Genomic DNA, 26,941 nt, shown 5'->3' on the forward strand with positions numbered 1-26,941 from the left:
GATTATAGTTTTTCTGCGGCTTTTGATCCTAATTTGTTTAAAAGAAATATGCCAAGTAATAACAGTATTACAGCATATCCCAAATCCCAAACAAAAAGCCCGAAGTCAGGTGCTGTGCCTTCCATGGTAGCTTTTCTGGCATTTATAATAATTCCTGCTATAGGATTCAGATAATCGAATTTGGGCAGCCTTGCTTTAAATATGTCGAGCTTATAAAATATAGGCGACAAAAAGAAAAGGAATGAGCAGAACACCTGCCACACCTGCGTAATATCTTTTGCTATTACATAGATATTGGATAGGATCAATGAGCTGGCTAAAGAAAGTATATACAGGTTTATAAACAGCGGAAGTATCCAAAGCGTATGGATGGTGCTGAATGCTGTGCCTCTTTCAATAAAATTATAGAATATCAGGAACATGATGAAGTTGAAGAAAAGCCCGATGGTATTACTCAACAGCGTGGAAACATATATTTCCAGCTTATTCATGTTACTGTATTCGTATAAGTATTTCTTTGTATTGAGAATTTGTACCGTTCCGGTAGTGGATTCAACAAAAAAGTTCCAAAGGATCAACCCTATAAAAAGATAGGAAGCAAATGCAGGTACATTTTGCTTCATGATGGTTTGAAATACTATATAGTAAATCGCAATATCCATCAATGGCTTGATCAATGCCCATAAAAGACCAAGCTTATTCTCATAGTATCTTAATTTAAACTCAATTTTTGCAAGCAACCACAATCTTTCTGCCTTATTCGACCGCCTCACCCAATCTGTTAAAATACCAATGATCATTAATTAAAATGTTTTTTTAATCTTAACGCTATTCTTTTTAAAGTGTTATTCTTTTTAATAACCTCAACTGTATGTCTGTATACCCAGCCATTGCTTTGGGGGTTGGTAACAACCGTATGGCTAAACGTAGGGTTATCATACATGTAGCCCGGCCCATTCGCATTTAATAAATTAATTATTTGACTGGCAAATTTAGCGTAATAATGGCTATGTTTTTCTGCAATATATTTATAAGCGTACAACCACTTTTCCCGGTTAATTCCCGGGACCATTGAATCAGGCCGTACCCGGGACTGAAACAGGAACTCAGGTATCATAACGCCGTTATATCCCTTTGATAATAAATGAACTAGATGTTCGTAATCCTCTACGCCATAACCCACTGTTGTATCGTTCAGGCCAGCTTCCAGAAAGGCAGCTTTTTTATATATCAGCCCACATGCGTTTGCCGGATTATGCACCAGCAGGTAAGGCGGCTGAGGGGTATAGGTTATGTACTTGAAATTATTATCCTGGAAATATTGTATAAATGCTCCTGCAAAGAACACATTGTCGTACTGTTTTAAGATCTTTATCGCTTTCTCATAATAATCAGGCGTTACCGTATTGCCCGAATCCAAAAAGGCGATCAGATCGCCGGTCGCCTTCCGGGCTCCGTAGTTACGAGTTTCCGCCAGCCCGGAGTTAGGTTTATTTAAAACTTTAACCCCGTCTATCTGAGCCATTTCGTCTAAAACGGCAATACTTTCGTGATCCGTACTGCCATCATTTATGATCAGAATCTCAATTGGCTGATAATTACTGAGTTTTATCGATTGTATAGTGACCTTTATGTATTTACCCATATTGTAATAGGGTACTATAACACTTAACCGATCGCCGGAAACTGAAACGGTATTATATTCATTCTGGTATAAAAATGGAAAATTTCTTGTTTGTTTAGTTTCTCTAATGGTATCGTTCAGTAACTGTAATTTTTGTTTTGCGACCTTTTCGGGGGCGTACATGTCTGCCACTTTCTTTTGAGCGGCTTTACCGATTTCGATTATTTTTTCATCGGACAACGACAGCACCAGTTTCAGTTTCTCTTCAAAATCGTTCTCAATTGTATGATCGAACAAAAATCCATTTACGCCATGGTCTATCATTTCGCGTTGCCCACCCTGTACAGATGTCAACACTATTTTACCAAGCGCCATGGTTTCTATGATCACATAGGGCAGGTTGTCGATAATGCTGGGCACAATAATAACATGAGCGCTGCTTAATTCATTTGCGATCTCAGTTGGTTTTATTTTACCGTGGAACAGCAATAGTTTCTCATCGATGTATTTTTTGTATTTGTCTTCTATCAACTGGCCCATGGTCAGCTGTTCGGGATGATAAATAATGTCAGTTCCGCCGAATACATTCAAAGGATGGGGAAATCCATTGTCCCACATCTTTTGAAAATATTTCATCAGTTCAAAACTGCCTTTCTGCATCGATAGCTTACCGAAGAAAGCAATTTTGTTGCGGGTAACAGCGCCGGGAGCCGGGGCCTCTTTGGTATAATAGGGGTTGCGAAGAACTACTTTCTTTTTGTTGGCAAGGGTTACATAAGGTTCCGTTGCTTCAAGTAGAAAGCCCGTGGGGCCAATGATCAGGTCGGCCATCCTAAGGGCTTCTTTTTCAGTTTGGCATACATGAAACTCCGGGAATCGGTCAACGGGCACCCGGTTGTATTCGAGGTATATGAACGCCGGAGAATGCAGCGTAATTACAATAGGAATATCCTTTACATCCTCATATAAGAGGTGCTTGAACTGAAGTAAATAATAAGCGATGCCCTGATAGTCCTGGGCTTCAATAACATCGGGCTTTCCTTCAAGACTGATAAGATGCTGTACGATCAGGGCAAATTCGTAGCTAACCCGGGCAAAATGGCCCATGTATTCATGTAATTTGCTTCGGTTAATATTAAACCTTACTATGCGGGCACCTTCCTGGCTTTTTTCTATTTTATAGTCTGCAACGGAATCGTCGGGAATGAAAACTGTTACATCTACATTCAAATTAGCAAGCATTTGAGCCGTATGGTAGCAGTAAGTACTAATACCACCACCGTGGAAGGGCGGATATTCAGTAGTAAGTAACCAGAATTTCAATTTTTTTAAATTTAATTGGCACAATGTAATAAAATATGCGATAAACTATTACAAATTGCCTGCGCTAAGGAATAGTTAATTAATTATATTACAATATTTTCTGAATAGCAGCAAGTTTTTCGTTGTTGCATTTATTGGCCACGTACCATCTATGGACCCCATTTATTTTTCACCTGTTTTTTAATTACCAGGTTTTAATAAGCGTTTTAACCCCCGGGCCATTTTTCGCAAAGCCGGATAATTATTCAATACCTTTTTTGCTATTTCCGTGGTCACATCCGGCGGGGCACTGGCCTTTATGGAAAAATTGCTGGCAAAGGTAGGGTTGGCATGCAAATAACCGGGACCATTTGCATTTAAAATATTTGTACTTTCTGCGCCGTATTTGTTAAAAAGTGCTTTGTGTTTTTTTGACAGAAGCGTATAAAGAAAAAGTTTTTTATCAAGGGTGAACCCTCTTGCCATCGATTGATGTCGGATGCGGTAATTGTACAGCGTTTCCGGAATAGAAACACCATGAAATCCTTTTGATACCATATGTACGGCCATTTCATAGTCTTCCATGCCATACACAAACTCCTTGTCGTAGCCCCCCGTTTGCAGAATATCCTTTGTTTTGAACACAGTGCCGCTATGCACGGCATTATGATATAGCAGGTAGGGCACTTCAGGGTTTTGGGCAGGCCAGGTGCCGTCCGATGCTTCGAAATACCTCAACCAGCAACTGACAAAGCCGATATTGTCATACTTTTCAAGAATAGCTGTACTTTTTTGATAGTATTCGGGGTGAATGGTGTCGTCGGGATCGAGGAATGCTACATACCGGGTTTTGGTAAGGTACAAACCGGTATTGCGTGCTTCAGACAGGCCTGCATTATTTTGATGTATTATTTCAACCGCAGGGTACTTTTGCTGTAGGTCATTCAGTTTTAAAACACTGGCTTCGTCGGTGCTGCCATCATTTACAATGATGATCTTAATGTTTTTGTACGAACTGGCCAGGATCGATTGAACGGTTTCTTCAACAAATTCACCCATGTTATAATAGGGGAGGACTACTGTAAGCCCATCCAGCAGCGCAGGCGTTTCCGTATTTTCCTGTTTGGGCTGGGGCCTGAGGACTGGAAAATTCTTTCTGATGGGTGTAGACTGAATAAAATCTGTAATGAACTGGTGTTTTACCGTATAATAATTGTCGGAAGAACATACCGCAGCAGCTGCTTTGGCATTTTCACCCATGCTTTTCAATTCTGTGGCTGTTAATGAAAGTATGCGGTTGAGCTTTTCTTCAAAACTGTTTGGCTGTTTCCAATTGAAAATGAAACCTGACTGGTTGTCTTGCAGTAATTCATCCAGGCCAGCCTCTGAAGAAGATAATACTACTTTCCCTGCCGCCATTGCGTACAGCGCCTCTTGCGGAAGATTATCAACAAGCGAGGGAACAATGACTGCTTTTGCTGCTGCCATATGCGCCATCAACCTGTCCAGGGGTAAGGTTTCTGTAAGCTGCAGCCTGCCTGCTTCAATATGTGCGGCATACTTTTTACGAATCAACTCGCTTATGGTTAATTGCTCGGTAGTAACAATGTTTGTTGAATTGCCAATGAAATGAAGGTGAAAATCCATTCCTTTCTTCCATAAACCGGCTGCTGCGGCCAGTAATTTCATGGTGCCTTTGGCATAAGACAGATGGCCGGCAACCACAAAAGTATGCTCGTTTGTTTGAACAACCGGAGTTGTTTTCGATACCGTCTGTAAAGGATAAGGAACATAATTCACCAGGGATGGAAATGCTTCCATGTGTTGCCGTAACAATGTCACCAGATGCCTTCCCGGTGACAGGAACATATCGGCCGCAAGGATGCTGAACTTTTCCATTTCGCCATTCCAGTATTCGGGAAACAGGTAACCCGGTGTATGGTTATATTCATGTAATAGAAATGAAGGCATGTGTGCGGTTACTATTACCGGAATGTTTTTCAGCAGCGGCTCACCGATGTGTTTTTGTAATAGCAGATAATAACCTATACCCATGTACTCCTGCACTTCAATTACGTCAGGGGTTTGCGACGCTAACAGTTTTATTACCTCATTGGCAAATTCGTAACTTAAGGCGCCATTATAACCCAGTATATGGTTCGACTTCCTTCCGTTCAGTGAAAAGTTATGGAGGGTAATGTTTTTTGAAACGGTAGTTACCTGATCGACATTACCTGCCCCGCCTTTAATGATCAGTACCTCATGTCCTTTTTCTGCAAATATTTGAGCATGGTTGTTCACGTAAGCTCCAATGCCTTCGCTAATCTCTTGTGTAAATTCTGTAGTTAATATCCAATATTTCATGACTTAAGCCGGTTACCGGCTGATTTGAAGTTTGATATATAAAGCAACCATAAAAATCCAAAGATCATCGGCACAAAATAAACATATCTATAGTTTTGTATTGTCATGGACAGCAACAGCGCCGCATCAGATCCTAAAACAGGAACGAATAAAAGCAGATACCATTGCCGGTGCCTTAAAAACAGAAAAAGAAGTAAAAGCACCAGTATATTAAATATACCTGCCCGCCACATAAACATATCTGCTACTTTCTCTGAAGCTTTCAACCCAAACATCAGGATTTTTTTCAGGAAATTATCGCCTGACTTCAATCCAAACGCATTTTCATCGATTTGTGTGTGGTATTTAAAGTTATAGGCTCCCGGTGCTTCAAATACATTCCATGCCAGTTCCGCTCCACAAAGTCTGTCCCTTATTATAAGGTAAGGATTATGGACAAAGGTATTGGCGTATAAGCTTATTGCCTTTGTTGTAGGCAAATTTGACAGGTTTTGGAGGAACGGCATTTTGTTGAAAATATACTCGTCTGCAGAAAAGGGGTTATAGTAATTGACCCAAAATGAATCGGGTAAAACCTTTTCCATTTCTTGTGTCGATTCTGCTGACAGCTGCCCGCCATAGTACCGTACTGCAGCCATTCCATGAATGGGGGCTACCAGTTTAATGGCAGGCGGGGTGGCCACTACCCGTGCAGGATCAGAGATATAATGATTATACCACAGAACCAGACCAAGGGAAACTACTACGCCCACCAGGATGCCTGCTTTTCTGAATTTGTAAAAATAGATCAGTAATGCTGCTATGGCCAGATAGTAGATGGGTATTCCGTTATGCCGGAACAGTGCTGCTGTAACCAGCGCCGCTACTACTTCAATGTGAGCCATTTTATTTTTGAAGTACCCGTCGTTTGAAACAATTTTGGCTATTACGAGTGTTAACCATAATAAAGAAAAGGTGAAGGGAATGTCTTTCCATAAAGTAACGGAGTAGGCACCGTTGGCGGGAATTAATCCAAAAACAATGGATGCCCATATGAGCCACTTTTCAGGAACACCTTTTTTATAAAGGAACAGGAACCAGTTTGCTGCAATTCCTGCCATGAACAAAATCTGCGCAAGGGATACCGAAACCGGATTGTGATAGATACTAAGAAAAAACTTATTGAACATTGTGTGAAAAACAGGATGCCAGTTATTCAACTGAGATACTCCTGTTATCTGTTCCCATTGCACCAGCGAGTCGGCAGACATATTAGCCGGAAAGAAGCCGGCTAAATAAATAAGCCAGCACAAAATCATAATGCCGGCAAATTTGAAATAAAGTTTTGTAGGGGAGGGGCGGGCGTCGTTGTTAGGGGTAGTTTGTTTAAAAAGGGCCTGTTTGCATAGCTCGGTAAAGTAAAGGAATGCTATTGTAATAAATGATAGCCAACAACCAACAGCTATAAAGAAAACTGTCTTTTTAAAAAGATTTTTTACCGGGTATTCGCTCAGGTATAAGTTGTAACCGCTAAAAGCAAAGGCGGCATAAATAATAATTAACAGAATTATTACTTTATCCTTTTTAGAAAAGCTTTTAATAAATGCATTCGCTGCAGGGCCATTCATAAGAAAATAACAACCTGTACTTAAGGCAAGGGGGAATAATTTCTGTAAAAAACTTCCCGGAAAGTGATCTGACAGGTAAAAAATGACAATACTTAAAGGTATGGCTAAAATAAAAAGATTATTTTTTAAGCGGTCCCACAGCATATGGAATGATTGATAGATTGAATAAGAATTGCCTGAATGATGGCCTATTTAGCATTGATTCAGGCAACTCCCTCCAGATATTAGAATTGGTTATTTTTTAAAGAGCGATTTGATCGATCTTTTACCTGTTAATACTTTTATAATATGTCCAAGTCTTTTGTACCATAATGGCAATATTTCATATTCGTTGTAATACCAGTTTTTTGTTTCTGTCTGTAATTCTTTCCAGTGACCTAATTCCTGCATTATATCCAAATTCAATCGAAAAAGAATATTCACGGGTTCATTTTCTTCGTGGGTTACTTTGGGCTTAGCGGTAGGGAAGGGAAACCTTTTGATACGGAATCGTTGGGAGTCTCTTTTGAAAAAATAGTAGTCGAAGAATGTTTCAAATTTTTCGCACTTGCTTTTCCACGTCCAGTTGTTTATACGGATCTTGTTTTCCGCAGCCAGAATGTGTAAAATACTTCTATCATTTATTAATGTGATGAGTTTCTTTTTGAGACACTCTTTTGTTCTTTCCTCCAGTATGAATTTTTGTTGCTCTTTACCCAAAACCTCTTTTACAATGCCGACGTCAGTGCTTACAATGCCGATGCCACAGGCCATTGATTCTAAGACGGGATTAGGAGTGCCTTCAATATCTGAAGTACATATATAAACATCTAACTTGTTATAGAAGTTGTTCATTTCTGAGCGCGGTATGTGTGTACTGGGCTCATGTCTGTCGGCATATATTAGCTTGATCTTGTATCCTTCTTCAATCAGTTCCGATATGGCAGGATTGATGATCGTTTCAAATCCTTTATGATCGATCCCATCTACGTCCATACCCCATTTGCTATTACCGGCCCAGCCTACAACAAGAGGTGCAGATGCATCGGAGAATGTAGCGCCTGGGATTCTATGGAATTTGTCCGTATCTACCCCATCCTGTATAACTGAATGGGGTTTCATAAACCCCGGTATATGATCGTATATGTGTTTTAATTTGTTGGATGCAACAAAATAACCATCAACGTGATTCGAAAATATATCCAGGCTATTATTTATTCCATCGGGGGTCAGAAACAAATGGTCATACACACCGGTTAAAATGATGGTGTTGTTTAAATAGCGTTCATATGTTTCTTTACTGATATTGAAATGGTCTTGAATGTATTGTTTGTTCGCTTCGCTAAAAATCTGTTTAGTAACAAGTCTCCAAAAAAACATGATCATATCATGCTTTTCCTTATACAAAACAACAAACAGTTCGAGCCATCTTTCCCCTGCGAAATCGGCCAGGTAGTAAATGGTGAAATCATATTTTTTGGAGAGATTGTGCTCTATGTTTTTAGCAATATTATCGAATGCCCAGTCTTTTATATCTACGAGCAGGGCAATTCTTTTTTTAGTTTTTAATTTGTTTTTGATTACGGCGCCGTCAATAATTTTCAAATCTTTGGACTGGTCGTCGTTAGGGTTTAAAACGCCTAAACCGTTGGCCTGATTCTGATTTTCTGTTAAGGGGCTATTATTTATCAACACAAATTCGTTGATATTCCCAATTTTAACTGACTTTTCGTAAAGGTGTAAAGAGAATGCTACGTCTTCCAAACCTGGTGTTGTATTGCTGGTAAAGCCACCTTCGTGCAGAAAATTTTTTCGGTTAATCACACAGGCATTGCTTGCAAGGTTATCCGATAAAAAAGGGTTTTTTATTTTATAGTCGGTATACTCAAATCCGGGCTTGAAATCGAAACAATTGCCCCCGCCTACATAGCGATTATTTTCATCTGTTAAAAGTGTACCGCCCAGGGAATACACCGTTCTGTGATCGCTACTTATCAGGGGTAAATTTATAAAGTTAACGCCCAGGTCAGCGATAGTACTTTTTATAGCAACAAGCGGGTTTTTAATAAAGGACATACCCGGCTCCATGAACAGTAGCCAATTGTAATTGAGCGTATTTGCTAAAAAGTTCCTTACTTCTGCTACTGTGGCATTTTCCTGTACTTCAATTATACTTACAGGGGCTGTACTGGTTGAAAGATATGCTTCAATTTTTTTAAGATGTGAAACAGGTTGGTTTGTTGTAATTATTATTTTCCCTTTAAAATCCAGAAGATAGTATTCTATTGACGACAGCGTGTCGATAAGTCGGGCTGAATCAGAAATTTCGTGCATGCAAATGGCCAGGTCAGAGCCATCTTCTCGGAAGGGATCTTTATTAAAAGAAGATCCCGGAAAAAGGTTTTTGGTATGTTCATTAAAAAAATAGGAGGTCGATTTAATTCCATATGTCAAGTCAGTCTTCTGGGATAAAGGGTGCATTTGAAAGTGTTTATTTGTAATTGAATAGTTTCCTTTTAGCAATGGACCAAAGGCCTTCCCGTTGATTCATTTTTCTTAACTGCATTATAATATCTTCCTGTTGCTGATTCATTTTTCCCTGCTGTTCGGTCATGTCTTTCTGGTTACTTATTAATTCATTTATTTTTTTCTCTAACGAATCCTTAATTATGGTTTTAAGCATTGTATTCTCAAGCTGAACTTCCTGTAGTCTGGAATTTGCCACGTTCAGGTCGCTCTGTGATTGGGTAAGTGTTTTCGTTGTTTTCTGAATAAGATCGTTCAATTCATGGGTATATCGCCTCAGGTTATCCATTTCGTCAATGAGCATCTCATTCGTGAACCAGGTTCTGCCCCACAGGTGAACTGCGACTGTTTCTTCAGGATAGGCATTGACCTCTTTCAACAAATAAGCTTTGTCAACCGGTATTGGATAAAACACTTCTTTTTCATAAAGCATTATATCATCCAGGGACTGACGGCCATACTGTTTCAACCCTCGTCTGGTTTTAAGTAAGGCGGTTACTAACTGGGGCGAAGACAGGTTAGCCTGCTCCGTTCCATCGAATTGTTCCAAAAGATATTGCTCACATTCCATAACAAAAGGATGATTGGCCTGAGCCCCCATGATAGCATTGTTCACCCAAAACTCACCGCCTTCATTACTTCCCGATTCAAATCCCAGGAAGCAATTATGCAACAATAATTTATCAAGCGGCTGCAAAACTTTCATATCTGTATCAAGATATATTCCTCCTTCCCGGCCGAGCGCATACAACCTTACATAATTACTGATGTTAGCCCAATTGTTATTCTCTTTTGCCTTTTTGATATAGGGTAAAGACATTGGTGCATTTGATTCATCCCATCGTTTTATAGACCAGGATGGATGTAATGTCTCCCATTCCGCAATGAGACTTTTATAACTTTCGGGCATTTCTGAACCGCCGAACCAGCAATAATGAATTACTTTAGGTAACATGAGTTTTTGTTAAAATAAAAAAAATAAAATGGCTCAAGCTCTCGTTATGCTATAAATTCAATATTCATTCCACTTGTGCAATTTCACCTTAGCATTTGCTTCAACCGGCTTTTTTCATTTTAAATTACTCAGCGTTAACTGTTTGATTTAATTTTTCCCCCGCCATAATGGTTGTTACAGACAATAGCCAAATGAACCCGAAGACAATCGGTACGTTAAAAACATATCTGAAATTTTGAAGCTCATGGAAAGCAATTGCGAAAAATTGGTCCCGAATACGGGAATAAACAGTAACAGGTACCCTTTTTTCGGTTTACCAATGGCAGCTTCAATAACAATAGCAATAGTTATAAATTCCCGCGCACCTTAAATTGGATCCGCTATACCTCGCATGATTGCCTCAATTACGTTCTAAACTATTTCTGCACCAACGAGATCATCCCTTATTACAAGGTATGGATTTTTGGCTAAAGCGTTCAGGCAAAGATGCAACGCTATTGCAGTTGGATGCCGGCAGGTTATTGGTATAGCTGGGTTCATTTTACAAGTTGGTTGTGTTGTTTTTAATCTTTGCCGGTGATATTATTTTCGAAATTGCCAATAACCATATAAACCCAAAAATCAGTGGTACATAATAAACATATCTAAAGCTTTGATGCGTCATTGCAACTATTAAAGAAAAATTGGTTCCAATTAAAGGTAGAAAAATGAGTAAATACCGTTTACGCATTGAGAAAAGTGATAACAGCAGGATCGCCAACAGTATGTTATAAATGCCAGGCCGCCACAAAACAGGTTGAAAATGCTTTTCGGTGTACTCTAAATAGTGATTCAAAACAGGCTTTAATATTGGATTGGGGTGTTGCTTCAATCCAGCCTTGTTAGAATCAATGTTGGTATAATAAATATAATTAAAGGAGCCTTGTGCCATAGTCACATCCCATAACAGTTCTGAACCATTTAACCTGGCTTTACTCATTATAAAAGGATTTCTAACAAAGGTGGATGCATACTCATGCAGTACTTTTGAGGTCGGAATATCAGAAAGGTTCCTTAGGAAATCGGTACCGGTCCAGAATAAATAGTAGTCGGCGGAGTAAGGATCAAAATGGTTTTTCCAAATACTATCAGGAAGGAGATCAAGCATAAACTTGTTTGCTTCCGGCGTAAAATCACCTTCAAAATGCTTTACAGCGGCCATTCCATGAACAGGCATATACAATGTATAGCCTGATGGCATCTCCCGTATTTTTAAAACGTATGGGATCATTACTTTTTTAAAAGCGATCACACTGAACAAGGCGATGGCTACAGCAATCAAAACAGGCTTTTGCCGCTTTTTAAAGGCCCAGAAAAACAGGAATGCAATAGTAATGTACACGGCAAACGTTCCATTATGCCTGAGCAGGGCCATTGCAAAGAGACTGATTGCCAGAAAGACTACAGTAGTTTTATAATTAAAAATATAGGTGTCTGTTGCCAGTTCGGTAAGTATAAGCGTAACCCATAAAACCGAGGTACAGAAAAGAATGTCTTTCCAGAGCATTACGGAAAAAATGCCATTAGCCGGTATTACTCCCACTATTAAACTGGCTATAACAAGCCATATTAATGGTATGCCAGCTTTAGAGAGGTATACGAAAAAGGATGAACAAACAGCCACCAGCGCAAATATTTGGGCCAGGGAAATCATGGCAGGTGAACGCCAGATGGAAATTAAGATCTTAATTATAAGCGTGTGAAAAACGGGATGTGCATCATTATAATCCAAAATTCCTGTTGCCTGCCTCCATTGATCTAAAGAATCTGGCGTCATATTGCCGGGGAAATAAGCAATTAGATATACCGACCAGCAAGCCAACATGATTCCTCCAAAAATAAGGTATTGCTTTATGAGGGTTGCCCGGGGTGTTTGTTTGTTTATCTGGATGTTTGTGCTTGCTATTTTTGATTTACACAGGTCGGTAAGGTACAGGAATAATAAAACCATGAATGTCAGCCAACCGCAGAAAAGGCTGAAAAAAGCTATTTTGTTAATCAGATGGGTGAGAGGATATTCGGAAAAGAAAACCCGGATACCTACAAACGCGAACCCGGCATAAAGTATCACCGGTATTCCCAGCAGTATTTTTTTACGATTCAGGTAGCCGGCAATAAACTTGTTTGCCCTTATTGTTTGCATGATGAAACAACTGCCAATGCTAAGTGCCAGTAACAGCTGCTTTTGAAAAAGCGTAAGCATCAGGTAATCTGATGAAAAAAAAACGGCAAAACATAAAATGATGTTCAGCAGGAACAGGTTGTTTTTTATTTTGCCTAAGAGTAAGCATATGTAGCAAAGGAATATCAATGCCAGAAAGGAAGCAATGGATATAAATATTTTGTCGGCAGGGGAGTATTTTCTCTTTTGTGCCCGGGTCACCTGGCTTGTGTATTTATACTTCCCGGGTTGTGAGCTATAAAGGTCCTGAATGGTTGTTTTTTTACCCTCTTCAATTTTCACCTTTCCCGACCAGGGATGCGTGCTGAAAGTGATCTCCAGATTATTCGGTTCTTCAATTTCTATCGCAAGAGAAGTGGGCTGTTGTTGGTAAGAAACCAATGCACTGTATTTGTCTTCCCACCCCTTTTGAGACGGAATACTATTCAGGGGTAATTCAACGCCGCCGTTTGACACCTGTGCTATCCATACTTCGCTGGCTTTAGCGCTATCGGTCTTTTGACCCAGTGCAGTGACATTGATGGAAGCAATCTTGTCTGGTTCCACTGACGGATTCAGCCCTTTGGGTGATATAAACAGCAGCATAGCGGCCAACGCAATGCTAACGAAGGCAATTCGTTTGTCGTAAATCTGGCTGCTGAATTTATCTGTCAAATAACTCAATAAGTGAAAGATGAGTACGCAAAATATCAGCCCGATAAGGATTAAACTGAAATCACGAAGGTGAATTTGCGCATTAAGTACAAGAGCAAGATAGAAAGAACATAAAATAGATATGACGTATCTGAGAATAAGACTACGGGAAAAAAGCATATAATTAGTTGGTTATGGAAAAGGCTATTTTCTTTTTAATTTTTCCTTGATCGTGCCCAGGAAACTCCTTTTTTCGTACGTACGCCTATACCAGTCTATATCATTTTGCAACCTGCTGATATCTCCTAATAGTTTATTAATAAGTTGTCTGTTGCCTTCAGCCGTTTCCTGAAACTCACGGGTATTGGCTTCAAACATACTGATGGCCATGTTTTTTTGTTGCAACTGTTTTTTCAGTTCCTCAATTTCTGCAGCCTGTTCTTTAATGGTTTCTTTTTTCTCTGCCAGCTCTAATTCAATAAAGGTGCGAATCTGATCAAGATGCTGCCTGATCATGTCATGACTCATAACCCCGTTAAGTTGCTTCTCCATGGTATAATCAATTTTAGGCGTTTACCAGGGCTGGCTTTAAATACTTATCATTTTTAATGTGATCACTATTGCCCTTGTATAAATTCCTGTAACGGGTAAAGGTATGATTTACATTAAATGATTCTTTACCATGCACGGCAGAAAATTCTCCCATGATATTGAGCATACTGGTATTGTTAAAATATTGCAACAGTTTAACAATAGCTTCAGAGTGGTGCTTAAAAAGGTCACCGTTCAAACATGATTTTACCAGGTCCCGGTTTCCAACGCTGTCGGTAAGCAGAACGGGCTTTCTTAATGCCAGGGCTTCCAGCACCGCATAAGGCAGGCCTTCAAAATTGGCAGTAGATAAGTATACATTGGCTGAGGAGATAATGCGGGCTACCTCGTCGCCGGGCATCCAACCAGTAATGGTTATATTGGAGGAGCTTAATAAGGCTCTTTCCGGCCCATCGCCTATCCAAATGAATTCAAACTGTTTAAACTCCTGGAAATACTGAGCAATGCTATTGAATAAGGCGGGATTTTTTTGATTGATGATCCGGCCGCTGGTTACAATACAGAATTTTTTACTGGATGGTTCCAAATCAAGGCCGTTGAAACGTTCGAATGTGATGCCGTTATTGATGGTAATGGCTTGTATACCAACCTTTTCGTATTCTTCTTGCTCAGAAGGGGAGCAGCAAACAACCTGACCACCGAAGCCATTGCCCAGGCGTTCGAGTTGTTTGTAAAGAAAGTTAGACATTTTGCTGGTGCCTACCAGGAAAGGGGCACCATTGGGGGTATAAATTACATTGTTGATTCCCAATACCTTACACACCATTCTTCCAATAAATCCACTTTTTGAGGAATGCAGGTGAACAGCATCGATCTGATGTTGTTTTTTCAGCCGTTTTAAAACTTTATATAATTCAAAAAACGCCGCAAAATCTTTTGATAAACGGATGCTTCGTTGAGCTGAATGCCACCGGACAAAACGGGCATTGGTTCTGGCAAACTGTTTTCTGATTTCTGTAAAACGTGTTACATGGGCTCTTTCGCCATGTACAATAATATGCTCATCATCAGGCATATTCTCAACCAAGGATTTAACAAACATTACGATCCCTCCCGCAAAAGCCTCCGCCACATGTACAATTTTCATAATAAATGGATTTAATGGTAACAGCAACTCATTTGTCTACAGGGACTTAAGACAAGTTCCCGTATTCATCATATGGCATTTGATATATAATTATTATTATACTCCATATAGCGCTCTTTTTATTGCAAATACAAGGTTATATGGAATAATCAATAGTAATCTTAATTTTAAAACCCCCAAATAACGCAAAACCCTATTTCTTCCGTATTCCTTAACCACTTTAATTCGGCTATTCAGCTGCTTTTTTCTGGAATTCAGCGAAATACCTTTATGATTTATTTCGGTCGTCACCAGGTATTCCGGAATGATGGCACTTTCACCCTTTTGCAGAAACTGGTAAAAAAAACCATAATCTTCTGCGTCAGGATAAGTATCGGGGTATTGACCGTTATCCTTCATCGAATCGAACCGCCACATTACGGTAGGATGGATGAAAATATTCCGAAAATGCATACCCCTTTTTATTTTTTTATGCCTGGTAGGGGTAATATACCGGAATGCCACATTGGTGCTAAAGTCTTTGAATATACACCAGCTGCCTACCAGGTTTATTTGTGGGTGTTCATGTAAAAATGTTACCTGGCGATAAAATCTTTCTGGCGCACAAATATCCCCACAATCAAGCCTGGCAACAAAATGGGCGTTGTTTTGTTGCATGATCCATTGAAGCCCGGTATTCAAAGCTATTGTAATACCCTTATTACAAGGCAATTGTATAATCTCAATACGAATATTTCCGGGAACCTGCCTGTATATATCCTCCAGGGTAATAGGTTGAGCACTACCATCATCCACAATCACCACTGCATATTTGTCTGCATCATATTGCATACTCTGCAATGACTGAAGCAATCCCGGCAGGTTATTGTAGAAGGGTATTAGCAGGTAAAAATCAATTTTTTTGGGATTAGATTCCATCTTCTAAATAACGGTTATTCAAAATCTAACCTTCACAGACAGTGTTTTTTTATTAATTGTGCAAATGTAATCGCAATTTTAAACATTTGACTGCTAAAGGAGTGTAAAAATGCCTAAAAACGTTGCCTGAGGGATCACTAAAAATCTGAATAAATTGTGTGATTTAACCAATAAGTGCGCAGTTTTAGCAATAAACGTGTTGTTTTAAGGAATATTCGTGAAAGAGCCTGATATAAAATAAAATAGGAAAATTATTTTAAACCTTTTTTGGTGCAACCTTTCTTAAGTTTGCATTGTCAATGGTGGGATTTTTGATTGTAATATTTTGTTTTAACATTTAATCTTTAGGGGTTTAAGCGATTTTGTTGTTTTTAGATGTTAAATGTGTCCCCAAAGCCAGGACGAGGCACTAATACGGCATTAATTTCGTTAACAAAGTCCTTGAAGAACCATAATACCTATGCTATGATCGAGCAACCCGAAAATTTAGTTTATAAAAGAGTCAAGTTTTTTACAGAAAAGACACCTTCCCTCAGGCTGTATCTGGAGCGTAAGCATGGTTATTTCGTTGCCAAACGTTGTTTTGACATAGTTACTTCGCTGATGGTCATTGCGTTGGTCCTTTCGTGGTTATTACCCGTTTTAATGCTGCTTATTAAATTGGATTCAAGGGGCCCTGTGTTTTTTAAACAAAAACGGGTTGGGTTTCTGGGACGGGTATTTTGGTGCTACAAACTGCGTACTATGTACATTAATCGGGAAGCTGATATTCGTCAGGCCAGCGAAGATGATCCCCGGATAACCCGTATTGGACGGTTTTTGCGTGTTACCGGCCTGGATGAATTTCCCCAATTCTTTAATGTTCTGATGGGTCAGATGAGTATTGTTGGTCCACGCCCGCATATGAATGCCGACTGCAATAAATTCGCTGATGCCGTTAGTGGTTATAAATTCAGAAACCTGGTAAAACCTGGTATCACCGGTTTGGCCCAAATCAAAGGATTTCGTGGCCCTACCAAAGATTTTGAAAGCATTTTTCACCGGTACCAGTTTGATGCTTTTTATGTTCGTAATGCAAACTTCTGGTTAGATATACGTATTGTTCGTAAAACAATTGCCCAGATCCTTGGTGAAGTATTTGCCCGGATCTTTAAGAGCAAAAGCGAAAACACTGTTTCTACCGAAGAGTGGAACTCGTCTTCGCTTAAAACGATCCAGAACTAGTTGAACGATCCCTGATGTTTGCTTGCCATCATTTTTTCTTTTGCCATAGATTGGTGCTTCCCGTTACCCGCCCCAACTTTCTCTATCGAGATTCCTGTAGGTTATAGCTTCCGCCACATGTTCAGTTAAAATGGTTTCACTCGCCGCCAGGTCGGCAACGGTACGACTCACTTTTAAAATACGGTCATAGGCCCGCGCGGATAAGTTAAGCTTATTCATTGCGGCTTTCAGTAGGTTTAACCCCGCTGCATTTGGAGTGCATACTTCTCTTAACAACTTGCTGTTTATTTGGGCATTGCAATAAATACCGTTATTTTTTTTAAAACGCTCCGTTTGTATGGCCCGTGCGGCTATTACCCGTGCTCGTATGTCCGAAGAAGGTTCTGCGTCTCTTTGTCTGCTTAAATCGCTGAAGGGAACCGGGGTTACTTCGACGTGCAGGTCTATGCGATCGAGTAAAGGCCCGGATATTTTATTCAGATACTTATGAACAATGCCTGGCGCACAGGTACATTCTTTTTCGGGGTGATTATAAAAACCGCAAGGGCAGGGGTTCATAGCCGAGATCAACATAAAACTGGCCGGAAAGTCAACAGCTACCCGGGCCCGGCTTATACTTACGCGCCGTTCTTCCAGGGGCTGCCGCATCACTTCCAGCACACTGCGTTTAAACTCAGGCAATTCATCCAGAAACAATACACCGTTATGTGCCAGCGAAATTTCACCGGGCTGCGGTACACTGCCCCCGCCAACCAACGCCACGTCGCTGATGGTATGATGAGGTGAGCGAAATGGCCTTTTGGCTATCAACGTTGCATGGGCTGGTAGTTTGCCTGCTACGGAATGTATTTTGGTGGTCTCCAACGCTTCTTTTATTGAAAGTGGGGGAAGAATGGTAGACAGGCGTTTAGCCAGCATGGTTTTACCGGCGCCGGGTGGTCCTATTAATAGGGCATTGTGGCCACCGGCTGCTGTTATCTCAAGCGCCCGTTTGATTGATTCCTGCCCTTTTACTTCGCTGAAATCATATTCAAAATCTTCCTGGGCGTCAAAGAATTCTTCCCGGGTATTTATAGCTACCGGTTCTATAATTAATTCATCATTCATGAATTTTATCAGCTCGGTAAGGTGGCCGATGCCGTAAACCGGCAGCGAATTGACCATACCTGCCTCACGGCAATTTTGTTTGGGAACTATGAGGCCTTTAAAACCTTCTTTGCGGGCCGTAATGGCAATGGGCAAGGCGCCTTTTATGGGATGAACCGTTCCATCGAGGTTGAGTTCGCCCATGATCATATAGTCTTTTAACCGGTGGGGATCCTTGAGCTGATTATTGGCGGCGAGTATGCCAATGGCGATGGCGAGGTCGAAGGAGGAACCGCTTTTCTTTATATCGGCGGGCGCCAGGTTAATAACCAGTTTGGTGCGGGGCATTTGGTAGCCGTTGGTCTTTATGGCGCTTTCTACTCGTTGCAGGCTTTCTTTCACCGCATTATCGGGCAACCCCACAATGTAATAATGGATGTTGCCCGGCATTACATTTACTTCTATAGTAATAGTAATGGCTTCCACGCCATATACGGCGCTTCCATACGTTTTGACAAGCATGAATAAAGTTTATGGTTATACGTATGGAAAGATAATGAAAAATATTTATTTGATGGGCTTGAAGTAAAAGCAGCCAATATCCTTTGGCAGGGTGTTGATCAACGGGAGGAACAATTTTATTATTCCTATGGTAGCTTTTTTAACTATTGATTGATTCTTATCCATCTCTATCCGGTGTTTTATGCTATCCTTGGTAATGGTGGTAAGATGATGGAAATTATCCAGTTTAAAGCCGTTAGCCTCCACGAATCGGGTGAGGTTTTCTTTGTTGAAGTAATGAAAATGGGGGCTGTGGAATTGCAGTTGCCACAAACGCTCCATAGGTTGTTTGCGTCCCAGTTTATACAACAGGGTTCCGGCTTTATAAAAAAAGCCTGAACTCAACGGCAGGTTTATGATTAGAACGCCATCCTTGGAAAGTAATTGATGGCAGCTTTCTACAGTTTTTTTGATATCGGGAATATGTTCAAAAACATCATTAAAGATGATGAAATCAACATTTGAAACCTGTCCTTTTAAATCGTCGGGAAAGAAACCTGTAATTACCTGGTGGCCACTTTGTCTGGCCCGCTCGGCCAGATCGGGTTCGGGTTCAATTCCTGTACAGGCGATATTGTTATCCCGGCACATTTCAAGGAACAAACCATAAGCACAACCAACCTCAAGACCGCGGCTGTTGGGTTTAAGGAATTTTTTAAGGTGTTTGAAAATTTCCTTGTAATTATTGATCCGGAGCTCTCTTAAGGCAAGCTTTCCTTTTTCCTGGTCGTAATCGGAAACAAAGCTTTTATCAAAAGTTACTTTAGGGGCTACATCCAATCCACATGATTTACAATGAAAGATGTTGGACGAAAGCTTTAATTTAAGAGAAAGCTCAGAAGCGCAGATAGGGCAAGTGTACATAAGTCGGTTTTCAATCCCGCAATTTAATACCCTTTTGATAGGGAACCAAATTGTATACAAAATGGCTGGCAAGATATTTACCGGCAACAGCCAGGGAGAAAAGCTGGCAAATGAAGAAACCGCCTGATCCTGAGGCTGGTAGCCGGTTTACCGGGTCTCTTTTATTTGTCCTTCAAACAACAGGTTAACCTGTGGATCGACGATAACCGTTCCCGGTTTCTCTGTTACAGGCCAGGTGATATGGGTTTCCCGGTTGCGAATACCCAGCTGCTTTATGCCATCATTTCCGATTTGCAGCTCAAGTGGAAATTGATACGGCTCATTTTGTTGTTGTATAACTGTAACGTTTATCTCTTTTTTAGCAGTATTGTATTTCCAGGTTATATCCAGTTTAGGCTGGCCGGCCCTGAACAGCCATTGTTGAAAGAAGGGTTGCAGGTTTGTACCTGATACTTCTTCCATGACTTTACACAAATCGCCGGTTACGGCATTTTTACCGCTATAGCGGCTATAATAGGTTTGAATGCCTTTCCAGAACAGGGCATCGCCCAACTGGCGGCGCAGCATGTGTAACACCCAGCCTCCTTTTTGATAGGAATTGGCGTTCAGTAATTTCATGTAGTTGGTAACAGATGAATCAACCACCGGCCGCATTTCCTTCCTGGCGAAATCGATTACCATATTCCGGTTCTTTACCAGCATTTGTTTGGCTGTATCAGGACCATGTTTCTGTTCGAAATACAGGATGGTCATATAAGTGGCAAAGCCCTCACTTAACCACAAATGGCTCCAATCGGCCTCCGTGGCCATATCGCCAAACCACTGGTGCGCTATTTCATGGGCCAGTAACGATTCGCTTTTGCGGGTACCGGTAATGGAAGCATCATCGGAATAAAAAATGGCACTGGCGTTTTCCATACCGCCGAATATGGTGGTTGACTCTACATTGGCCAGTTTTTTAAAAGCATAAGGCCCCACGTTTTTAATGAAGTAGGGTAGAATGTCTACGGCAAGCGCATAGTCGTAAAAACCTTTTTCTTTTTCTTCAGGATATACCCAGCTGTATACCGGAATGTCATTCACCGTGCCCGATTGTTGTATGGCGAATTCGGCTACGCCAATAACCATTATTTTGGTAGAAAGGGGAGTGGTTTCGGTATAATGTGTGTACCGTAGCTGGTTAATGGTAGTGTCTTGGGTTTTTACCCCATTTGCAATTACCTGGTAATGAGCAGGAGCTATTACAATAAAATCAAGCGAAGCCTTATCGGCCGGATGGTCAACACAGGGCAACCAGTTGTGTGCGCGGTTAGGCCAGTTATCGGCAAAGAAAACGCGGTGGCCGTATTTATTTTGGGTGATCACCAGCCCATCGGCAGGAATGCCTTCATACGCTATTTCGATGTTTCTGCGTTCCCCGCTTTTAACCGGTGCTGCAAATTGTATGGTAAGCTGGTTATTGATATGGGTAAAATGGAGCGGTTTTCCTTGTTCTGTAACCTGTAATACCGTCTGGCCTTTGTGGTTATTGTTTTCAGAGATCAGGTCAAGGGCTATGGCTGGCGCGTCTTTGATAAATAATATTTCTATGGCGGCATTGCCTTTTACAAGGTCGCTGGTATCATTTAAAGTGATTGAAAAAGTATAGTGTTGTACATCTATGGTGGCGCCAGGTTGTTGTGCAGTAACAATTATAGCCAAACAGGTACTTACTATCAGCAGGAGCGTTCTTTTCATGAACAGTTTTTTGTTTAACAAACTACGGTTACATTTGCACCGGTATGGTAAATGTAAAATAACTTAATTTAATTGCTTTATCCTTATTATAAAAGCCAATAATGAAAACTGCCGTTCTAATCCCCTGCTATAATGAAGCTGTCACCATCGGAAAGGTGGTAAATGATGTAAAGGAGCAGCTTCCCGACGCAGCTATATATGTATATGACAATAACTCCAAAGACAAAACCGCTGAAATAGCTGCGGCTCATGGTGCTATTGTAGTAAAAGAACGTCGTCAGGGGAAAGGCAATGTAGTGCGTTCCATGTTTAGAAACATAGATGCAGATATATACATTCTGATAGATGGCGACGATACCTATCCTTTTACTTTTGTGCATGAGTTGATGAAGCCGGTTGTTGAAAATGAAGCGGATATGGTCATCGGTGAAAGAATGTCGAATGGAACCTATTCAAAAGAGAACAGCCGGGCTTTCCACGGTTTCGGCAATAATCTGGTTAAAGGACTGATTAATTTTCTGTTCAAGTCAAATCTGGTGGATATCATGTCGGGGTACCGGGTTTTTAACCGGTATTATGTAAAAACGTTCCCGGTGATGAGCAAGGGTTTTGAAATTGAAACGGAAATGAGCATTTATGGGCTGCACCATAATTACCGGTTGGTGGAAATTCCCATTGAATACCGCGACAGACCCGTCGGAAGCGTTTCGAAGCTGAACACCTATTCAGACGGGTTTAAAGTGCTTAAAGTGGTTTTCATGTTATTCAAAGATTACAGACCCCTGTTGTTTTTTGGGGTATGTAGTTTAATTTTCGCTGTTATTGGCCTTGCCATTGGTACTGTACCTGTAATCGACTTCATCGAAGAGCATTACGTGTACCACGTTCCATCTGCTATATTGGCTGCTGCGCTGGAGATCATTGCCCTGCTGTTGTTCGCCTGCGGATTAATTCTGGAAACTACCGTTAAATATCAGAAGGCATTGGCCGAACAGTTGTCTACACTGTATACCGTCCTAGATAAGAAAAAAGATGCTAACTAAAGAAATATAACAATAAAGGCTATCAATCGATAGCCTTTATTGTTATAATCATTTTCTGTTACAACTTCTCCAGCATATCCACCACCTTTTCCCGTTTAAGTATCAGGTAACCCAGGCGGTCATTGCTGATACCTTCGCGCAACTGGTAACTAAATTCCAGCTGATCTTCCTTAACCGAAGTTTCAAAAAAGCGGAAGGAAATATTGGGGTATTGTTTTAATTCTTCCCCTATTTCATACAAATGGGTCGACAGAATAAAGAGCGAGCTTTTTATTTTTATCAACCCCTGTATCACAACGGATGAGCATTTCATGGCATCCTGTACATTGGTGCCTTTGAACAATTCATCGATCAACACCAGCCATTTGCGGCCATCGTTAATTTTTGTGATGGTGTTTTTTATACGCTGAACTTCATTGAAGAAATAGCTTTCGCCTTTTATTATGTTATCAACTACGTTTATATTGCTCAGCAGTCCGTCGAACAGGGTTAAGCGCATAGACTCGGCCGGTACGCCCAAACCAAGGTGTGCCAGGAACACGGTACTGCCCACGGCTTTGATAAAAGTACTTTTACCAGCCATATTAGCCCCGGTAAGGAACAGGAAGTTATTACCCGGACTCAACTGCACATCATAAGGGGTTGGGGTTGATAAAAGAATATGGTACAGCTTACGGGCTTCAACAAGCGGTTGTTGCTGGTCTACAAACTCGGGAAAACAAAGTCCCAGCTTTTTCACGGCTACCGCCATGGCATACCAGGCGTCTATACGGCCGTAAATGGCTATGAGCTCATGGGCAGACAGTCTGAATTCATCTCTTATATACGCCCCGTAATGTAAGGTTTCGCGTAAGGTAAACTGTTTGCCGCGTTCATGTTCCTTCAGTTCCTGTAATACGGGTTTATTCATTAAATCGGCTGCCCGGCGCAGGTAGGTACGGATCATCAGGGGCGCCTGGTCGTTGTCCAACAACTCCACCAGTTTTGTCATTCCCTTCACCAGGTCTGAAAAGTGGGAAATAGAATAGCGCACGAGGGAAAAGTCGGCGACATTCAGGATTTTATAAGTGATTGCATGGAATAAATTGGCATTGGGAATGGCATCTACATTGCTGTCGTAGAATTTTTCAATCACCATCAGGGTACCATTGCTGATTTCCCGGGGCCAGTTATCCATATGGGCGATAATTGACCGAAGGATCTGCTGTGTTTCCAGGATTGGCTTCAGATCGTTGAAGGGGTTGCTGAAAAATTTAAACAGCCAGTCGCGCCCCTGTGATGTTTGGGTATAACAAAGCCGGTGGAATATCGAAAATTCTTCCTCATGCTGAAATACAGACAGGTCGTTATAGGTGGTATTGTCCAGTTCCATGCTGTCGCTCCTTCTTTGGTTTTCGTAAGTTACCGATTAAATAACAATCGCTCTCCCTTATTAGATTCATTCCACTGTCCATTTCCATAAACCAGATTGCCATTTACAAAAGTGTGGGTAATGGCAGCGGGGAACGTAAATTGTTCCAGGGGGCTCCATCCGCATTTATACAATATGTTTTCTTTTGTTGCTGTGGTAGTTGCGTTAATATTTACTATTACCAGGTCGGCTTTGTAGCCTTCCCTGATGTAACCCCGGTCGGCAATCTGGTAGCATTTGGCTACAGCATGGCTCATTTTCTCTACCACTTTTTCAATGGTTATGCGTCCTTCTTTTACGTAATGCAACATGAGCAGCAGGCTGTGTTGTACCAGTGGCAAACCGGCATGGGATTTTTCATAACTGCCCGGTTCTACCGGCGGCAGCGTCAGCAAACCGGCTGCGTTTCTTTGCACGCCTTTCTCTTCGAGGGTATGTGGTGCGTGATCGGTGGCAATTACATCTAACCGGTCATCGAGCAGGGCCTGCCAAAGCGCTTCGCGGTTGTGTGGTGCTTTGATGGCGGGGTTGCACTTTATTAAATTTCCCAGGGTATCATAATCATTGCTGGTAAAATGCAGGTGATGCACACACACTTCAGCCGTTATATTTTTTTGTTCCAGCGGCCTCATGTTGGAGAATAACGCCAGCTCTTTTTCCGTGGTGATGTGCAGGATGTGCAAACGGGTATTATATTTTTGGGCAAACTGAATGGCGACCAGTGAGCTTTCAAAACAGCCATATTCATCCCGTATCCTTGGATGATCTGCCGGATCCAGCGTACCCTTTTCTTTTTTTATTCTCTCATAATTGGCTTTGATGATCTTTTCATCTTCACAGTGGGTAGCGATCAATACCTCGCTTTCCTGAAAAATTTTATCGAGGGTAAGGTAGTTATCGACCAGTAACCCGCCGGTTGAAGAACCCATAAAGATCTTGATGCCGCAGATATCTTTTTTACGATCATTTGTTTTTAGTACTTCTTCGACATTGTCGTTAGAAGTGCCCATGTAAAACGAGTAATTGGCCAGGGCGCTATTCGCGCCAATGACGTATTTGTCTTCTAACAGCTGCTGGGTAAACACAGGCGGCATGGTATTGGGCATTTCCATAAAGGAGGTAACCCCACCGGCTACGGCCGCTTTCGATTCGGTATAAATGCTAGCTTTGTGGGTAAGACCCGGCTCTCTGAAGTGAACCTGGTCGTCGATGGCACCGGGTAATAAATGCAACCCCTGGCCGTTAATTTCAGTAACTAATATATCTGGTTGAATGTTACCATCAATCTTTTCAATGCGGCCGTTTTTGATCAGCACATCCTTCACGGCTGACACCCCTTCATTCACGACCATTATATTTTTTATCAGGTAATTTTGCATATCTTGAAAAAATAATATTTTTAAATACTGGCCATGCAATATATTGTAAAAACTTTTGTCCGCTTACTGTTTTTATTATTTCCCTTCGGATTGTTTGCACAGTCAACTTATTTACCCCAGGGTTCCAAACACCAGCCTTTTTTGAACCGTCTTGAAATAATGCTGCAAAGTAATGATGATCTGAATCTTTCCACGCTTAAACCAATGAGCCGGAAAGTTGCGGTGCAGGCCGGGGAATATGCCGATTCTTTAAATAAAGCGGGTGCCCTCCAGCTGTCGAAAGTAGATCAGTATAACCTGCGTAGTTTGTTCATGAACAGCTCAGAATGGGTAACCAGTACTGATACCAGCGATTTTTATAGTAAGAAGAGTTTGTGGAATGTATTTTATAAAACCAAGGCCAATTTATTGGAGGTTAATGTAAAGGATTTTTTCTTCGTTGTTAACCCTGTTTTCCAGCAAACCTTTTCCGTGGAAAGTGGTGATAAATCCGATGATCAGCTTTTTCTCACCTCAAAAGGACTTGCCGTTAGGGGTATGATAGCCAAAAGGCTTGGGTTTTCTGCTTATATGACCGACAATCAGGAACGCGGGCCGCTGTTTGTACAGGAAAGGGTTCGTACATTCGACGCCGTACCTGGTGTTGGCTTCTATAAAACGTATAAGAATACCGGTAATGATTACCTGGATGCCCGCGGTTCCATTAATTTTACGGCAGCCAAATACCTCGATTTTCAATTCGGATATGATAAAAATTTTATAGGCAATGGTTACCGCAGTTTATTCCTGAGCGACTTTGGTAACAGCTACCTGTTTTTGAAGATCAATACCCGCATCTGGAAGTTCAACTATATGAACCTGTTCACCGAGCTGGTACCCCAAACCGTTGATATCAGTATGGGTAACAAAATACTCGATAAAAAATATGCGGCTATGCATCATTTGAGTATGGACGTTACCAAATGGCTGAATATCGGTGTTTTTGAATCGGTGGTCTTTGGCCGCAAAAATCATTTTGAGTTCAGTTACCTGAATCCGGTCATATTTTTACGTTTGGCCGAACAGGCAAATGGCAGTGCCGACAATGCTTTTGTGGGCATCGATCTGAAAGCCAATATAGCCAAACGTGTACAGCTGTATGGCCAGTTGTTGCTCGATGAACTGGTAACAAAAGAACTGAAGGCCGGCAATGGCTGGTGGGCCAATAAATTTGGTATACAGGCAGGTGCGAAATACATCAATGCTTTTGGAGTGAAGAACCTCGATCTTCAGGGTGAGTTCAATCTTACCCGGCCATTTACTTACAGCCACTTCGATAGCGTGGCCAATTATACACATTACAACCAGCCGCTGGCGCATCCTTTGGGCGCTAATTTTGTGGAGGCAATCGGTATTGTCAGGTATCAGCCACATCCTAAATGGACAACCAGCGCCCGCCTTATTGTTTGGAGACAGGGGACCGATACCGCCAGCAGCAATGTGGGTACCAATATCTTCATCCCCAATACGTACCGCCCTGCCGGAGATTATGGCTACAAATTACCGAATGGCCCGTTGGCCACCGGGGTAAATGCCCAGGTACTGGTATCGTATGAAGTAAAAGAGAACCTGTTCCTCGAAGGCAGTGCATTGATCAGGAATTATAAATCGGGTTTACCAGAGGTAAGCAATAGAAATGTCTCGGTTTTAACTGCCGGAGTACGATGGAATATGTTCAGACGCGAATACGATTATTAAGATTATAACTGCTTATTATAAAAAAAGGCAGGCGGCATTATTGCCGCCTGCCTTTTTTTACATCGGTGATA

At 41.3% G+C, this 26,941-nt stretch carries 18 protein-coding genes; 3 read left to right on the plus strand and 15 right to left on the minus strand.

What is annotated here, in order from left to right:
• Nucleotides 1–2: 2 nt before the first annotated feature.
• The 10 genes from BMX95_RS06635 to BMX95_RS06680 all read right to left on the minus strand — a co-directional run bounded on the left by BMX95_RS06635 (nucleotide 3) and on the right by BMX95_RS06680 (nucleotide 15,828).
• Nucleotides 3–800 carry an ABC transporter permease gene (locus tag BMX95_RS06635; RefSeq protein ID WP_081201188.1) on the minus strand — a complete coding sequence of 266 codons (798 nt, stop codon included), beginning with the start codon at nucleotides 798–800 and terminating at the stop codon, nucleotides 3–5.
• Entirely contained in the window at nucleotides 800–2,947 is a 2,148-nt protein-coding gene (locus BMX95_RS06640; RefSeq protein ID WP_133053951.1) for a glycosyltransferase, read from the minus strand. Before BMX95_RS06640 ends, BMX95_RS06635 begins: the two co-directional genes overlap by 1 nt.
• A gap of 180 nt (nucleotides 2,948–3,127) precedes the next feature.
• Nucleotides 3,128–5,290 carry a glycosyltransferase gene (locus BMX95_RS06645; RefSeq protein WP_081201190.1) on the minus strand — a complete coding sequence of 721 codons (2,163 nt, stop codon included), beginning with the start codon at nucleotides 5,288–5,290 and terminating at the stop codon, nucleotides 3,128–3,130.
• Nucleotides 5,287–6,588 carry a DUF6020 family protein gene (locus tag BMX95_RS06650; RefSeq protein WP_133053952.1) on the minus strand — a complete coding sequence of 434 codons (1,302 nt, stop codon included), beginning with the start codon at nucleotides 6,586–6,588 and terminating at the stop codon, nucleotides 5,287–5,289. The genes BMX95_RS06645 and BMX95_RS06650 overlap by 4 nt, the downstream gene beginning before the upstream one ends.
• Nucleotides 6,589–7,131: 543 nt before the next feature.
• The gene (locus BMX95_RS06655) at nucleotides 7,132–9,210 is read right to left on the minus strand and encodes a glycosyltransferase family 4 protein (protein ID WP_165758961.1); all 2,079 of its coding nucleotides are present in this window, start codon (nucleotides 9,208–9,210) and stop codon (nucleotides 7,132–7,134) included.
• A 157-nt stretch (nucleotides 9,211–9,367) separates the two neighbouring features.
• Nucleotides 9,368–10,357 carry a glycosyltransferase gene (locus BMX95_RS06660; RefSeq protein ID WP_081201193.1) on the minus strand — a complete coding sequence of 330 codons (990 nt, stop codon included), beginning with the start codon at nucleotides 10,355–10,357 and terminating at the stop codon, nucleotides 9,368–9,370.
• A 541-nt stretch (nucleotides 10,358–10,898) separates the two neighbouring features.
• A complete protein-coding gene (locus BMX95_RS06665; protein WP_177193682.1) occupies nucleotides 10,899–13,241 on the minus strand; it encodes a hypothetical protein in 2,343 nt (780 codons plus the stop codon).
• 174 nt (nucleotides 13,242–13,415) lie between these two features.
• Nucleotides 13,416–13,763 carry a hypothetical protein gene (locus BMX95_RS06670; protein ID WP_090519323.1) on the minus strand — a complete coding sequence of 116 codons (348 nt, stop codon included), beginning with the start codon at nucleotides 13,761–13,763 and terminating at the stop codon, nucleotides 13,416–13,418.
• Nucleotides 13,764–13,776: 13 nt separating this feature from the next.
• Complete coding sequence (locus tag BMX95_RS06675; protein ID WP_081201196.1) at nucleotides 13,777–14,910, minus strand: glycosyltransferase; 1,134 nt, start codon at nucleotides 14,908–14,910, stop codon at nucleotides 13,777–13,779.
• 96 nt (nucleotides 14,911–15,006) lie between these two features.
• Nucleotides 15,007–15,828: a glycosyltransferase gene (locus BMX95_RS06680; RefSeq protein WP_081201197.1), complete on the minus strand. Its 822-nt coding sequence runs from the start codon at nucleotides 15,826–15,828 to the stop codon at nucleotides 15,007–15,009.
• A gap of 465 nt (nucleotides 15,829–16,293) precedes the next feature.
• Here BMX95_RS06680 and BMX95_RS06685 point away from each other — a divergent pair, with 465 nt between their 5' ends.
• A complete protein-coding gene (locus BMX95_RS06685; protein WP_165758962.1) occupies nucleotides 16,294–17,052 on the plus strand; it encodes a sugar transferase in 759 nt (252 codons plus the stop codon).
• Nucleotides 17,053–17,115: 63 nt separating this feature from the next.
• Here BMX95_RS06685 and BMX95_RS06690 read toward each other — a convergent pair whose 3' ends face one another.
• The 3 genes from BMX95_RS06690 to BMX95_RS06700 form a co-directional block, all read right to left on the minus strand.
• Nucleotides 17,116–18,660 carry a YifB family Mg chelatase-like AAA ATPase gene (locus tag BMX95_RS06690; protein WP_081201199.1) on the minus strand — a complete coding sequence of 515 codons (1,545 nt, stop codon included), beginning with the start codon at nucleotides 18,658–18,660 and terminating at the stop codon, nucleotides 17,116–17,118.
• A gap of 45 nt (nucleotides 18,661–18,705) precedes the next feature.
• The gene (locus BMX95_RS06695; RefSeq protein WP_165758963.1) at nucleotides 18,706–19,479 is read right to left on the minus strand and encodes a class I SAM-dependent methyltransferase; all 774 of its coding nucleotides are present in this window, start codon (nucleotides 19,477–19,479) and stop codon (nucleotides 18,706–18,708) included.
• A gap of 231 nt (nucleotides 19,480–19,710) precedes the next feature.
• Entirely contained in the window at nucleotides 19,711–21,300 is a 1,590-nt protein-coding gene (locus tag BMX95_RS06700) for a M1 family metallopeptidase (protein WP_081201801.1), read from the minus strand.
• Nucleotides 21,301–21,401: 101 nt separating this feature from the next.
• Between BMX95_RS06700 and BMX95_RS06705 the strand changes: the two genes are divergently transcribed.
• Nucleotides 21,402–22,343: a glycosyltransferase family 2 protein gene (locus tag BMX95_RS06705; RefSeq protein WP_081201201.1), complete on the plus strand. Its 942-nt coding sequence runs from the start codon at nucleotides 21,402–21,404 to the stop codon at nucleotides 22,341–22,343.
• A gap of 58 nt (nucleotides 22,344–22,401) precedes the next feature.
• Here the strand turns inward: BMX95_RS06705 and BMX95_RS06710 are convergent, their stop codons facing one another.
• Both BMX95_RS06710 and BMX95_RS06715 read right to left on the minus strand, forming a co-directional pair.
• Entirely contained in the window at nucleotides 22,402–23,715 is a 1,314-nt protein-coding gene (locus tag BMX95_RS06710; protein ID WP_081201202.1) for a MutS-related protein, read from the minus strand.
• 29 nt (nucleotides 23,716–23,744) lie between these two features.
• Nucleotides 23,745–25,133, minus strand: a complete 1,389-nt coding sequence (locus BMX95_RS06715; protein WP_081201802.1) for a dihydroorotase — start codon at nucleotides 25,131–25,133, stop codon at nucleotides 23,745–23,747.
• Nucleotides 25,134–25,166: 33 nt separating this feature from the next.
• Between BMX95_RS06715 and BMX95_RS06720 the strand changes: the two genes are divergently transcribed.
• Entirely contained in the window at nucleotides 25,167–26,870 is a 1,704-nt protein-coding gene (locus BMX95_RS06720) for a hypothetical protein (RefSeq protein ID WP_081201203.1), read from the plus strand.
• Nucleotides 26,871–26,941: the final 71 nt, after the last annotated feature.

Origin of the sequence: Niastella yeongjuensis, from assembly GCF_900110245.1 — a bacterium.
Lineage (GTDB): Bacteria > Bacteroidota > Bacteroidia > Chitinophagales > Chitinophagaceae > Niastella > Niastella yeongjuensis.

What these genes read in the sequence shown, in the direction of transcription:
- BMX95_RS06685 (WP_165758962.1), top strand. Translation starts at nt 16,294, where the DNA reads ATGATCGAGCAACCCGAAAATTTAGTTTATAAAAGAGTCAAGTTTTTT.
- BMX95_RS06680 (WP_081201197.1), bottom strand. Translation starts at nt 15,828, where the DNA reads ATGGAATCTAATCCCAAAAAAATTGATTTTTACCTGCTAATACCCTTC.
- BMX95_RS06720 (WP_081201203.1), top strand. Translation starts at nt 25,167, where the DNA reads ATGCAATATATTGTAAAAACTTTTGTCCGCTTACTGTTTTTATTATTT.
- BMX95_RS06705 (WP_081201201.1), top strand. Translation starts at nt 21,402, where the DNA reads ATGAAAACTGCCGTTCTAATCCCCTGCTATAATGAAGCTGTCACCATC.
- BMX95_RS06675 (WP_081201196.1), bottom strand. Translation starts at nt 14,910, where the DNA reads ATGAAAATTGTACATGTGGCGGAGGCTTTTGCGGGAGGGATCGTAATG.
- BMX95_RS06655 (WP_165758961.1), bottom strand. Translation starts at nt 9,210, where the DNA reads ATGCACGAAATTTCTGATTCAGCCCGACTTATCGACACGCTGTCGTCA.
- BMX95_RS06660 (WP_081201193.1), bottom strand. Translation starts at nt 10,357, where the DNA reads ATGTTACCTAAAGTAATTCATTATTGCTGGTTCGGCGGTTCAGAAATG.
- BMX95_RS06710 (WP_081201202.1), bottom strand. Translation starts at nt 23,715, where the DNA reads ATGGAACTGGACAATACCACCTATAACGACCTGTCTGTATTTCAGCAT.
- BMX95_RS06645 (WP_081201190.1), bottom strand. Translation starts at nt 5,290, where the DNA reads ATGAAATATTGGATATTAACTACAGAATTTACACAAGAGATTAGCGAA.
- BMX95_RS06635 (WP_081201188.1), bottom strand. Translation starts at nt 800, where the DNA reads ATGATCATTGGTATTTTAACAGATTGGGTGAGGCGGTCGAATAAGGCA.
- BMX95_RS06650 (WP_133053952.1), bottom strand. Translation starts at nt 6,588, where the DNA reads ATGATTTTGTGCTGGCTTATTTATTTAGCCGGCTTCTTTCCGGCTAAT.
- BMX95_RS06670 (WP_090519323.1), bottom strand. Translation starts at nt 13,763, where the DNA reads ATGGAGAAGCAACTTAACGGGGTTATGAGTCATGACATGATCAGGCAG.
- BMX95_RS06690 (WP_081201199.1), bottom strand. Translation starts at nt 18,660, where the DNA reads ATGCTTGTCAAAACGTATGGAAGCGCCGTATATGGCGTGGAAGCCATT.
- BMX95_RS06715 (WP_081201802.1), bottom strand. Translation starts at nt 25,133, where the DNA reads ATGCAAAATTACCTGATAAAAAATATAATGGTCGTGAATGAAGGGGTG.
- BMX95_RS06700 (WP_081201801.1), bottom strand. Translation starts at nt 21,300, where the DNA reads ATGAAAAGAACGCTCCTGCTGATAGTAAGTACCTGTTTGGCTATAATT.